This window comes from Flavobacterium sp. N1994, from assembly GCF_025947145.1.
Classification (GTDB): domain Bacteria; phylum Bacteroidota; class Bacteroidia; order Flavobacteriales; family Flavobacteriaceae; genus Flavobacterium.
This window is the reverse complement of sequence record NZ_CP109999.1, coordinates 373,079-385,635: the sequence shown is the minus strand read 5'-3', so window position 1 is coordinate 385,635 and position 12,557 is coordinate 373,079. Positions and strand designations below refer to the sequence as shown.

General features: G+C 34.4%; 13 protein-coding genes. 11 read left to right on the top strand and 2 right to left on the bottom strand.

Going from position 1 to position 12,557, the window contains the following annotated elements; genetic code table 11:
• Positions 1-89: 89 nt before the first annotated feature.
• Together OLM53_RS01825 and OLM53_RS01820 are read left to right on the top strand one after the other, a co-directional pair.
• A complete protein-coding gene (locus tag OLM53_RS01825; protein ID WP_264521355.1) occupies positions 90-2,543 on the top strand; it encodes a TonB-dependent receptor plug domain-containing protein in 2,454 nt (817 codons plus the stop codon).
• A 147-nt stretch (positions 2,544-2,690) separates the two neighbouring features.
• Positions 2,691-3,227 carry a hypothetical protein gene (locus tag OLM53_RS01820; protein WP_264521354.1) on the top strand — a complete coding sequence of 179 codons (537 nt, stop codon included), beginning with the start codon at positions 2,691-2,693 and terminating at the stop codon, positions 3,225-3,227.
• 49 nt (positions 3,228-3,276) lie between these two features.
• Here OLM53_RS01820 and OLM53_RS01815 read toward each other — a convergent pair whose 3' ends face one another.
• Positions 3,277-3,627, bottom strand: a complete 351-nt coding sequence (locus OLM53_RS01815) for a 4Fe-4S dicluster domain-containing protein (protein WP_264521353.1) — start codon at positions 3,625-3,627, stop codon at positions 3,277-3,279.
• Between the two features lie 62 nt (positions 3,628-3,689).
• On the opposite strand from OLM53_RS01815, the gene OLM53_RS01810 reads away from it, so the two are divergent.
• The 6 genes from OLM53_RS01810 (at position 3,690) to OLM53_RS01785 (ending at position 8,559) form a co-directional block, all read left to right on the top strand.
• On the top strand, positions 3,690-4,748 hold the full coding sequence (locus tag OLM53_RS01810; RefSeq protein WP_264521352.1) for an acyl-CoA reductase: 1,059 nt from the start codon (positions 3,690-3,692) through the stop codon (positions 4,746-4,748).
• Positions 4,749-4,877: 129 nt separating this feature from the next.
• A complete protein-coding gene (gene serC, locus OLM53_RS01805; protein ID WP_264521351.1) occupies positions 4,878-5,969 on the top strand; it encodes a 3-phosphoserine/phosphohydroxythreonine transaminase in 1,092 nt (363 codons plus the stop codon).
• A 104-nt stretch (positions 5,970-6,073) separates the two neighbouring features.
• A complete protein-coding gene (locus tag OLM53_RS01800; protein WP_264521350.1) occupies positions 6,074-7,036 on the top strand; it encodes a D-2-hydroxyacid dehydrogenase in 963 nt (320 codons plus the stop codon).
• Between the two features lie 61 nt (positions 7,037-7,097).
• Positions 7,098-7,664 carry a hypothetical protein gene (locus OLM53_RS01795; RefSeq protein WP_264521349.1) on the top strand — a complete coding sequence of 189 codons (567 nt, stop codon included), beginning with the start codon at positions 7,098-7,100 and terminating at the stop codon, positions 7,662-7,664.
• A gap of 109 nt (positions 7,665-7,773) precedes the next feature.
• Positions 7,774-8,208, top strand: coding sequence for a DUF6146 family protein (locus tag OLM53_RS01790; RefSeq protein WP_264521348.1), 435 nt, complete (start codon positions 7,774-7,776; stop codon positions 8,206-8,208).
• A gap of 30 nt (positions 8,209-8,238) precedes the next feature.
• Positions 8,239-8,559: a DUF6787 family protein gene (locus tag OLM53_RS01785; RefSeq protein ID WP_264521347.1), complete on the top strand. Its 321-nt coding sequence runs from the start codon at positions 8,239-8,241 to the stop codon at positions 8,557-8,559.
• Positions 8,560-8,606: 47 nt separating this feature from the next.
• Here the strand turns inward: OLM53_RS01785 and folE are convergent, their stop codons facing one another.
• Entirely contained in the window at positions 8,607-9,278 is a 672-nt protein-coding gene (gene folE, locus OLM53_RS01780; protein ID WP_264521346.1) for a GTP cyclohydrolase I FolE, read from the bottom strand.
• Between the two features lie 148 nt (positions 9,279-9,426).
• Between folE and OLM53_RS01775 the strand changes: the two genes are divergently transcribed.
• Genes OLM53_RS01775 through OLM53_RS01765 form a run of 3 tightly spaced genes read left to right on the top strand, consistent with a single transcriptional unit; the run spans position 9,427 to position 12,548 of the window.
• A complete protein-coding gene (locus OLM53_RS01775) occupies positions 9,427-10,086 on the top strand; it encodes an ABC transporter ATP-binding protein (RefSeq protein WP_264521345.1) in 660 nt (219 codons plus the stop codon).
• Between the two features lie 4 nt (positions 10,087-10,090).
• Complete coding sequence (locus OLM53_RS01770; RefSeq protein ID WP_264521344.1) at positions 10,091-11,791, top strand: LIC_10190 family membrane protein; 1,701 nt, start codon at positions 10,091-10,093, stop codon at positions 11,789-11,791.
• Positions 11,784-12,548, top strand: a complete 765-nt coding sequence (locus OLM53_RS01765) for a TIGR02757 family protein (RefSeq protein WP_264521343.1) — start codon at positions 11,784-11,786, stop codon at positions 12,546-12,548. The genes OLM53_RS01770 and OLM53_RS01765 overlap by 8 nt, the downstream gene beginning before the upstream one ends.
• Positions 12,549-12,557: the final 9 nt, after the last annotated feature.

Sequence of the window (12,557 nt, the reverse complement as noted above, 5' to 3'; positions counted from 1 at the left end):
GTTAATTTGTTAAAAGCATTTCATGTTTTTTCTTAAAACAGTAGTGAAAAAATAGTAAATTGCAAATCAAACATCTAACCTCAATATTTATGAAAAAAATTACTTTACTATTATTAATCACTCCCTTTTCGGCAGTTTTTGCCCAACAAAAACCCAGCGAAACAAAGTCGGACAGCACGAAAGTTCAAGCGCTTCAAGAAGTACAAATTGTAGGTTCTAGAAACTCTAAACGAACTGTTTTAAACTCAGCAGTGCCAATCGATATTATCAATGTAAAAGACGTTACCACCCAAAGTGGTAAAATTGAAATCAACGAATTACTTCAATATTTAGCCCCCTCTTTTAATGCTAACAAGCAATCAGGTTCTGATGGTGCAGATCACGTTGACCCAGCTTCATTAAGAGGAATGGGACCCGATCAAACTTTGGTGTTAATTAATGGAAAAAGAAGACACCAATCTTCGTTAATCAATTTATTCGGTACTCGAGGTCGCGGAAATACTGGAACAGATTTGAATGCTATTCCAGCAAGCGCTATCAAAAGAATTGAAATACTTCGAGATGGAGCTGCGGCTCAATATGGCTCTGATGCCATAGCAGGTGTAATTAACATTGTATTAAATGATAACGTAGAGGAATTTAATGGTTCAATAACAACTGGAATTTATAGAAATGATCCTCAAGGCGATTTTCTTCCAGGAACTCCCAATACGCCAGGTTATCAATTAGATCAAGGCGGAAACGGAAACTCATATGGTAAAGATCATAAGTACGATGGTTTTTCTTTAAAAGCTGGTGCCAATTATGGTGTCAAACTTGGAAAAAAAGGTGGATTTGTAAATATAACAGGAGAATATCTATCTAAAGATAAGACACTACGTCCAGGTTTTGATTTCAGAAAAGGATTTGGTGAAGCCGAAATTAAAAGCTATAATGTAATGTTTAACATGCAAGTACCTCTTGCTGAAAAATTGGACTTCTATGCTTTTGGTGGAAGAAATGACAGAAATACGGATGCCTATGCTTTTACCAGAAATGACGGTCCAAGAGTTGTAGAATCTATATATCCTGGTGGATATACACCAAGAATTACTTCTAAAATTGTTGATAATTCAATTGCTTTTGGATTTAAAACAGAAGCTATGGGATGGAAAATTGATTTGAGTAATGCTTATGGAAAAAATGCATTTGATTATAGAATAAAAGGAACCATCAATGCGAGTTTAGAGAGTTTGTCACCAACTTCTTTTGATGCTGGTGGATTTAGCCTTAGTCAAAATACTACCAATCTTGATTTTTCAAAAAACTTTAAATCGGTTTTAAATGGTCTTAACTTTGCTTTTGGGGCAGAATATAGAGTTGAACAATATCAAATTACTGCCGGAGAAGTAGGTTCTTATGCTACTTATGATACAAATGGAAACCCAATAGACCCAAGTGTTTATCCTCAAACACATTTTGCTCCAATTGATCCTATATCAGGAGAACCTAGACCAGGAGGTTCTCAAGGATTCCCCGGTTTTAGCCCAGCTAATGAAGTAAATAAACAACGAACAAGCACGGCTTTATATGCTGATGCAGAATTAGATGTGTCAGATTCCTTTTTGTTAGGAACAGCCCTTCGCTATGAAAATTATAGTGACTTTGGAAACACATTAAATTTTAAATTAGCCTACAAACTAAAACTGACTGATAATGTGAGTTTAAGAGGTTCTTTTGGTACTGGATTTAGAGCACCATCATTGGCGCAAATCTATTTTAACACAAGCTTCACCAACTTTAACGGCAGCGGTGCTTCAGAAGTTTTGTTAGCCGCTAATGGTAGTGCTGTGACACAAGGCTTTGGTATTGATAAATTAAAAGAAGAAAAATCTATAAATGGTTCCGTTGGTTTGACAGGAAAGTTTGGAAAATTTACAACTACCGTTGATGGCTATTTGATTAACGTTAAAGATCGTATTGTACTTACTGGATATTTCGATGCTTCTGCTTTAAACTTAAATGTTGATCAAGCACAATTTTTTGTGAATGGTGTGAATACAGTTACCAAAGGAATTGATGTTGTTTTGGCCTGGAAAGATGCTATTGGAGCTTCAAAATTTGGTGCTACATTGGTTGGAAACATCAACAATATGGAAGTAACTAAAGTTAAAAACGGAAATCTTGATCAAGAAACGTTTTTTGGAGCACGTGAAATAGCCTTCTTAAAAGCTTCTGCTCCTAATAGTAAATTTGGTTTAAACCTAAATTATGCCAGAAAATGGTTTGATGTTGGAACCGCGTTTACACGTTTCAGTAAAGTAGTTCTTGTTGATTATGCTGGTTTAGATAATGTGTATGATCCAAAAATTGTAACCGATTTAACACTAGGATTTCAATTAATTAAATCTGTAAAATTGAGTGTGGGAAGCAACAACTTATTTAACGTTTATCCTACTAAACAAGATGAATCGGGAAATACTGAAGCTGGAGGATATTGGGATGCTGTTCAAATGGGCTTTAGTGGAGCTTATTATTATACCAGACTTAGTTTCAGATTTTAAGATTAATACACTCATTTTAATAAAAATCCTGAATCAACTTCAGGATTTTTTTATGGGTATTCTATAACTATTAAACAGAAAAATGTAACATACACAGGCGTCTTTCGAAATAGATTTGTAGTATACTAATCCATAAAAATAGTTGTTATGAAAGTTATATTCTTAAGTGCGTTTATTTTCCTGTTTTCAATTGCTGGACAGGCTCAAAACACCAATGTGAAATCGGAAATAAAAACAGTAACTACGACTGTAAAAGACTCTCGTGGAAAAAAGAAAATTGTAAAATCAGAAGAAACCAATGAAGTTCAAAAAATTGCTTTGGAAGAAGAAAAACCCAACACCTTAAATATCCCAATCAAAGATAGTCCTGTAGATGTAACTACTAAAACAAAAGTCATTGTCGATGGAGTTATTAAATCAGAAGAAGTAAATCATTCTTCCTATTACAGTTTAGGTGGTGAAAAATACCAAATACAATCTGATAAGACTGGCTATGTCATGACAAATCCCAAAACTAATACCTTATCTCTTTTGAGAAAAACTTCGAATAACAATTATATTTTTAAAAACAAGGATAATTTCTCTGTAGGCTATTTTGATGTCGATGGAAATCTTATTTTAGAAACTTATGATGAAAAGACAGATTCCGTTATTCAGGAAAAATATAGTGTCGTGAAACCATAATATAGTTCGATATCATAAAAAAAGCCCGAGTAAATTACTCGGGCTTTTTTTATTCATTATGTAAGAAGGATTGTCGGTTAAAGAGTGTTTCTTCACTTTCAACATGATTGTCATCAGGAACACAACAATCTACTGGACAAACTGCCGCACATTGTGGCTCTTCATGAAAGCCTTTACATTCGGTACACTTTCCTGGAACGATATAATAGATATCATCGGATATTGGTGTTTGAGCTGCATCTGCATCGACTTCAGTACCGTCAGGTAAAATTACTTTTCCTTTAAGTTTAGTTCCATCTTTATATCTCCAGTCATCTGCTCCTTCATATATCGCTGTATTGGGACACTCAGGTTCACAAGCACCACAGTTTATACATTCGTCTGTTATAATGATTGCCATAGCTTATTTTTAATTAATTTTGTGCAAAATTACAATCAAAACCATTCATAAACAAGTTACCTATGTTACAAATCGAGAAAAAAAAATGTTTTGTTGAATTAGGAAAGTTTTTAAGCCAATTTTCATTAGATATAAATACCAAAAACGAAACAGTACTTCATAATGATTTGTATTTTGATACGTTCAAAGACTTACTAGAACTTTCACAATCTCATAACGGATGGTTTACACCTGAACAAGTTTATTTTGCCGTTCAATCTTGGGCTGAAGCTTTAACAGAAGAGCATTTAAATCAATGGTTAGCTGCTTATAACTTAGAAGAAGTAAAATCAAAAACAGTCGGATTGATTTTAGCGGGGAATATTCCTTTAGTAGGCTTTCACGATTTTCTTTCGGTGCTAATTTCTGGTCATAAAGCTTTGGTAAAAACGTCTTCAAATGATCAACATTTAATTCAATTTTTAGCAAAGTATTTGATTACTGTTGAACCTGAACTTTCGAATTACATCACTTTTACAGATGGAAAGCTAGAAAACTTTGATGCTATCATTGCCACTGGAAGCAATAACACAGCACGTTATTTTGAGTTTTATTTTAAAGATAAACCAAGCATTATTCGCAAAAATAGAAATTCAGTAGCCGTTTTAAATGGAAAAGAAACCCATGAGCATTTGGTTCAACTTGGAGAAGACATCTTCCGTTATTTTGGTTTAGGTTGTCGAAATGTTTCTAAATTGTTTGTTCCGAAGGACTATAGTTTTGAAGCATTCTTTAAAGCCATTTATGAATACAAAGATGTCATTTTCTACGAAAAATACTCCAACAACTACGACTACAACAAAGCAGTATTCCTGATGAGTAATTTCAAATTATTGGATAACGAATTTCTTACCTTGAAAGAAGATACCAGCTATGCCTCTCCTATTTCTTCTGTATTTTATGAATATTATGAAAACATTGCTGATTTGCAAATACGCTTAACAAATGAAGCCGAGCAAATTCAGTGTATTGTTTCCAATAATCTAATTGAAAATTCCATTCCTTTTGGTAAAACTCAAAAACCCGAGCTATGGGATTACGCTGATAATGTGGATACTATAGCATTTTTGTTGTCTTTATAAAATTCGCAGCAAATGTTATAAACTATAACGTTTTCGTTAATAACATCGCTTAATTATTGCGAAATTCTAATCCCTTTTTCAAGTACGGTTTCCGAAATTTGCAACTCAATTTATTAGAAATCAAGCAACATGAAAAAACATAATTACAGCGCCGGTCCATGTATTTTGCCACAAGAAGTATTTGAAAAATCAGCACAAGCCGTTTTAAATTTTAACCATTCTGGTTTATCAATTCTTGAAATTTCACACCGTAGCAAAGACTTTGTAGCGGTTATGGATGAAGTTAGAGCTTTGACTTTGGAACTTTTAGGATTAGAAGGAAAAGGATATCAAGCTTTATTTTTACAAGGTGGAGCCAGTTTAGAGTTCCTAATGGTGCCACAAAACTTGATGAAAGTAGATGGAAAAGCAGCCTATTTGGATACTGGAACTTGGGCCAATAACGCTATCAAAGAAGCTAAGTTTTTTGGTGAAACCGTAGTGGTAGCTTCCTCTAAAGAACAAAATTACAATCACATTCCAACAGATTATACGATTCCATCTGATGCTAGTTATTTTCACTGCACTAGTAACAATACTATTTTTGGAACGCAAATGAAATCCTTTCCTAAAACCAACATTCCAGTGGTTTGTGATATGAGTTCTGATATTTTTTCAAGAAGTTTAGACTTTTCACAATTTGATTTGATTTATGCTGGTGCTCAGAAAAATATGGGTGCTGCCGGAACCACATTGGTTGTTGTAAAAGAAGAAATCTTAGGAAAATCAGGTAGAGCTATTCCAAGTATTTTAGATTATGAAAAACATATCAAAGCGGAAAGTATGTACAATACGCCAGCCGTTTTTGCTGTTTATACTTGTTTATTGACTTTACAATGGTTGAAAGCTCAAGGTGGAATTGCCTCTATTGAAAAAGTAAACGAAGCTAAAGCGAATCTACTTTACAATGAAATTGATAGAAATCCTTTATTCATTGGAACGGCTGATAAGAAAGATAGAAGTAACATGAACGCTACCTTCTTATTGGTAGATGAAAAAAACCAAGAAACATTTGACAAAATGTGGAAAGAGGCTGGAATTTCAGGAATTGCGGGTCATCGATCTGTTGGTGGATACAGAGCTTCTATGTATAATGCGTTGCCATTAGAAAGTGTTCAAGTACTAGTAGATGTGATGAAACAATTGGAAGAAGTAGTTAAACAAAACGAAGTTACTGCCTAAGCCATATCCCTAGCCCCGATAGGAGCTAGCTACCATGTAGCGCGGATAGCGGGAAACAGCTCCTAAAAATTTATAATTTATAATTCAAAAATTAAAATAATAGCATGAAAGTATTAGCCAACGACGGAATTTCTAAAAGTGGTATTGAAGCTTTAGAAAAAGGTGGTTTTGAAGTGATTACAACCAAAGTTGCTCAAGAACAAGTAGCCAATTATATCAACGAACATAAAGTGGATGTTATCATTGTGAGAAGCGCCACAAAAGTTCGCAAAGATATTATTGATAATTGTCCCAATTTGAAAATCATCGGTCGCGGTGGTGTTGGAATGGATAATATTGATGTGGAATATGCTCGAAGCAAAGGTTTACATGTAATTAATACGCCAGCATCTTCTTCTGAAAGTGTGGCTGAATTGGTATTTGCTCATTTGTTTACTGGTGTTCGTTTCTTGCAAGATTCTAATAGAAATATGCCTTTAGAAGGAGATTCTAATTTTGATGGTTTGAAAAAAGCTTATGCTAACGGAATTGAGTTACGCGGAAAAACATTAGGAATTATTGGTTTTGGACGAATTGGTCAAGCTGTTGCTAAAATGGCGCTTGGTCTTGGAATGAAAGTAATTGCTGCCGATAAATTTGTTGACAAAGCCGAAGTAAAAGTAGATTTCTATAACGGACAATTTATTAATGTGGAGTTTGAAACCGAACCTATGGAAGATGTTTTTAAACATGCCGACTTTATTACGCTTCACGTTCCAGCGCAAGAAGGATATGTGATTGGAGAAGCTGAATTACAATTAATGAAAGATAATGTTGGTATTGTAAACTGTGCTCGTGGTGGTGTGATTGATGAAGTTGCATTAATCGCTGCATTAGATGCTAACAAAGTATTATTTGCTGGTTTAGATGTTTTTGAAAACGAACCTACTCCAGAAATCAAGATACTAATGCATACAAAAATTTCATTAACACCCCATATTGGTGCGGCTACTTTAGAAGCTCAAGACAGAATCGGAACCGAATTAGCGGAACAAGTTATCAGCTTACTAAAAACAGAAAAAGTATAATAGCATTTTTTAATTGTAGAATATTTAATTAAATTTATTCCTCAATTTAAAAACTAAAAACATGTTTGAACAATTAACCGACCTAGTAAAACAGTTTGGCGGTGATGCTGTAGTAAACAATACTGCGGTTCCTAACGAACATAATGAAGCTGTGATGAGTGAAGCCAGCTCTTCTATTCTTGATGGCTTAAAAGAAATGGTGGCCAATGGAAATACAGCTGATTTAGCTGGTTTATTTCAAGGCGATAATGCTTCAGATGCTTCGAATCCTGTTGTAAAACAATTGACGGATAAATTATCTGGAAGTTTAGGAGAAAAATTTGGATTGGATAGTGATGCTGCTTCTGGAGTTGCAGGAAGTTTGATTCCAAAAGTACTAGGTTCTTTAATTGGTAAAGCAAAAGATCCAAACGATAGTAGCTTTCAAATATCGGATGTGATTAGTGCTATTTCAGGAGGCGACTCACAAGCGAGTGGCGGAATTATGGATGCCATTTCAAAATACGGAGGCCAATTGGGTTTAGACCAAGATGGAGACGGACAAGTTGGAATAAGTGATGCTGTGGCTGCTGTTACCAAAAAATCGGGAGGTTTAGGCGGATTATTGGGCAAACTTTTCGGAAGATAATTAGAATCAAAATATATTTAAAACCACGCTTTTAGCGTGGTTTTTTTTATGTGTTAAAATTGAACAAGCCTTGTTGGTTTTTAGTAATTTTATAACAAATAAAAATGTCATGAAAAAAATAGTGCTTTCATTACTCATCCTTATTGTCTTGGCTTCCTGTCATTTCGATAAGAATATGGTATCAAAAGCCAAAACTGATGAAGCATCAAAAGTTTCAGATACTGTTAGAATCGCAAATGATTCTTTGCAATATGAGGTTATTATTATTGATGGTGGATTTAACTCTTGGTTAGCTGGACATGGGAAACCAAGAGGTTTTTATTCGGAAACCTATTTAGAAAACCGAAACCAAACATACGTAAGCGAATGGAATAGCCGGGTTTCACAACCTCAGCGTTACAACCCCGATTTATATGAAATGCGTATCAATTACGATTCCAATATTCATTATGGTTATGAAGTAAACTATTTGATTTATAACTATATGATTTATTTTCAAATCGTCAACAAACAACAATTATCAGGATTTGTACCGAGACCATAAATTGAGTAAGTTTGTGTCACTTTTACGATTATGGGAAACTTTAAGGAACGCTGGCATATTAAATCAAATTGGCAATTGTTTGTCATCATCATAATTTTTGCCATTACTGGTTCAAGTGCTGCTTATCTTTCTAAACCTATCCTAGCCACCTTTGGCATAAGTAAAAATACTGTTTCTGCATGGGAATATTATCCGTTATATATCATTCTTATCTTTCCCATTTACCAGGTATTGTTGGTTAGCTTCGGATTTATCTTTGGACAGTTTGCTTTCTTTTGGGCATTTGAAAAGAAAATCTTAAAAAGTTGTGGATTAGGTTTCTTATTCTCTAAAAAAGAAAGCCCCGAATAAATCCGAGACTTCCAACCTAAAATTATATAAAATAACCACAGTAACTTCTATTTTTCTTGTTGAATTAAATTAAAGAAATCATTTCTATTTTCTTTTTCATTAAAAATCCCACCGTATTGTATCGTTGAGGTAAAACTACTTTCGTCTTTAATGCCTCGACTTGATACACACAAATGTTTAGCTTCCATAACTACTATGACATCTTCTGTATCCAGAACTGATTTTAATTCGTTGAAAATTTGCATAATCAAACGCTCTTGCACTTGAGGTCTGCGAGAATAATAATCAACAATTCTGTTCAGTTTGGATAAGCCAATTACCTTTCCGCTAGAAACGTAACCAATATGAGCTTTACCAATGATAGGTAGAAAATGATGTTCACAAGTCGAATTGAAACTGATATTGGCCTCCACCAACATTTTATCATAATGATAAGAATTTTCAAAGACCGATAATTTGGGTTTGTTTGCAGGATTTAATCCAGAGAATATTTCCTGAATAAACATCTTAGCAACTCTATGTGGTGTTCCTTTTAAGCTATCATCAGTCATATCTAAGCCAATCTCTTCCATAATAGCATGAAAATGCTTTTCGATGGAAATCATTTTGTCTTTGTCGGATTTGATAAAAGCGTCTGGTCTAAGTGGCGTTTCCGCAGAAGTCATTTGATGATTGTCGCCTATCAATTCAAATAATTCTTTTTCAATGGTCGTGTTCATAAGAAATATTTTTGTTCAACAAATTTAACAAATAATTAAACAAATTTTTTTAATTAACACAACTTTATAAATTATTCAAGCATAAATAAAAACTATACTTCACCATAAAAAAGAAAATACTTTGTTACTTTGTGAAAAATTGATTAGGATGATAACCGCCAAAAACATTCACAAATATTACGATACATTACATGTTTTAAAAGGAGTTGATTTGCATATTCAACAAGGTGAAATTGTTTCTATTGTTGGAGCTTCAGGAGCTGGAAAAACTACTCTATTACAAATTCTAGGAACACTTGATAATCCAGCGAAATCAAAAGACACTTCACTTGAGATAAATGGAGAAAACATACTGATAATGAAAGACAAAGCATTGTCAAAATTCAGAAATACTCATTTGGGTTTTATCTTCCAATTTCATCAATTACTACCAGAATTTACTGCGTTGGAAAATGTTTGTATCCCTGCTTATATTGCTGGAAAAGACAAAGCACCAACCGAAGTAGAAGCCAAAAGATTACTAGACTATCTAGGATTATCCGAACGAATACACCACAAACCCAACGAACTTTCAGGAGGAGAACAACAACGCGTAGCTGTCGCTCGTGCTTTAATCAACAAACCTGCCGTTATCTTTGCAGACGAACCTTCTGGAAATTTAGATACTCATGCCGCTGAAAATTTGCATCAGTTGTTTTTTAAACTGAGAGATGAATTTGGACAAACCTTTGTAATTGTCACTCACAACGAAGAGTTTGCTAATATGGCCGACCGAAAATTGGTCATGAAAGATGGACTAATCATTTAGTGCTATGATACTTATTTTACTCTGTTGGGTATACATTTTCTTTAGTGCAATGGCTTTTGGCATAGCTTTTAGCAAAGCATTGCGCATATCTAAATTGGAAATCGTTACTACAAATATACTTGGTTTATTTGCTATTACGCTTTTGGCCAGTGTTTGGGCTTTCTTTGGTCCCATTAATATCGGCTTTCACTTTTTATTATTACTGCTTACATTTCTTTTTTGTTGGTGGAATAAGTCCGCTTTCACTACTGTTTTAATTACAACTTATAAAGAAATACTATCCTACTCTACTCCTTTTAGAATGCTGTTCGTTAGCTTTTGTATTTTAATACTAGCACAAAGCGCCACCTTGCCCTTCATCTATGACAATGAAACCTATTATATCCAAACGATTAAGTGGCTTAACGAATATGGTTTTGTAAACGGCTTAGGTAATTTGCATTTGTTTTTTGGACAAACTAGTGGTTGGCACATTACACAAAGTGTCTATAGCTTTTCTTTTCTTTACGATCGCTTTAATGATTTGAATGGATTTTGTTTGTTGCTGGGTAATTTCTTTGCTTTCCAGAAACTGCATTCTTATTTCACTACTGGCAATCGAATGGAGTTGCTTTTTGGATTACTACCTTTTACCTATGTCTTTCTATTCCAATTTGTCAGTGCGCCATCCCCTGATTTTCCTGTGTATATGTTTGCCTTTATACTATTTTCACTGTATTTAGAAAACTCAATCGAAGGAAAGAAAACTGCTTTTATTGTAATTACAATACTAGCTCTGTTTGCCTTTTATAGTAAAGTTACCGCGGTAGTATTGCTCTTGTTCCCCATAGTTTTATTATTCAAACATTTCCATCATTTAAAGAAACACATTATACCCCTAACTTGTATCGGTAGTTTTGTGTTCTTACTTTTTGTATTAAAAAATACTGTACTCACAGGATACCCTTTATTTCCATTGCTTAACGGCAGAATGGATGATTTAGATTATACTATCCCTTCAGAAATCATGTCTTTTTTCTTTAGTAAAAGCATGTTACATTCTTTTTATATTCCGAATAGTGCTTATGATAACGCAGCTACTTTGGAACTCTTAAAACACTACTTCTTGTATAACGGATTGGCCAGTTATATTGGTTTGGTTACCGTATTCATCCTTTTCATAACACCTTTTGTAATTATCAAAAAGCATTTATCTAAATCGCTTTGGACCATTTATGCTGCCTTTGTCATATTGGTTGTTTTGTTGTGCTTTAGTTCACCACAGTATCGGTTTTATGTTTATTTTACCTTATTCTTTTCGCTATTAATACTATCGATGTTGATTAGTACTCAAAAATGGATACTTCGCTTCTATACCGCAAGTCTTATAATAGTTGGAATAGTAGTTCTTGTTCCCCTTTCGTTTGGTAGCATGACCGATAATGAGATGTTGACTAAAAACAGCACCTTACACTTGAAGGATATCCTACTACCTGAACCAAATTCAAAATGGCAGGGCGAGTTTAAGAAGACTAGTATTGGCAATATGTCATATCATTCACCTAAAGATATGTCTTACTTCTGGCTTACTGGCAATGGCGATTTGCCTTGTGTCAGCGGCATACAGCTTGAGTATTTTCAACAAGGCTTTTCTTTTATTCCGCAACAACGAAGTATGGATATGAAAGATGGCTTTTTTGCTCAAAAAGTAAGTAACCATGAATAAGCTAGAGCTTAAAGAGTTTCTTGATGAGAAAGTCTTACTTTACAACCATCCTACATTTATTGACAGTGACCCCATTCAGATTCCGCATCAGTTTAGTTTGAAGGAAGATATTGAAATTGCTGGCTTCTTAACGGCTACTATAGCTTGGGGAAACCGCAAGATGATTATCAACAATAGCAAACGAATGATAACAATGATGGGGAATTCTCCCTATGACTTTGTGATGCACCACACAGATTCGCAACTTGAAAACTTGGATAGCTTTGTACATCGCACTTTTAATAGTCAAGACTTCCTTACGTTTATCAAAGGTTTACAGCATATTTATACCAATCATCAAGGATTGGAATCGGCTTTCGCCAAAAATCAACAAGCTCTATCTATGCAACCTAGTATATCCGAATTCAAGAAATTGTTTTTTGAAGTTAGCCATCAGCCACGGACTATGAAACATGTTTCTGATCCTATGCAAGGTTCCGCTGCTAAACGTATTAATATGTTCTTACGCTGGATGGTACGACAAGATAAGGCTGGTGTTGACTTTGGTCTTTGGAAAAGTATTCCGATGGCCTCGCTTTCCTGTCCTTTGGATGTGCATTCAGGTAATGTGGCTCGGAAATTAGGCTTACTATCACGGAAACAAAATGATGGTAAAGCATTGGCTGAATTAGATGCTTCGTTACGTCAACTAGATGCTACTGATCCGGTGAAGTATGATTTTGCTTTGTTTGGACTTGGGGTATTTGAGGGGTTTTGAAAATATAGA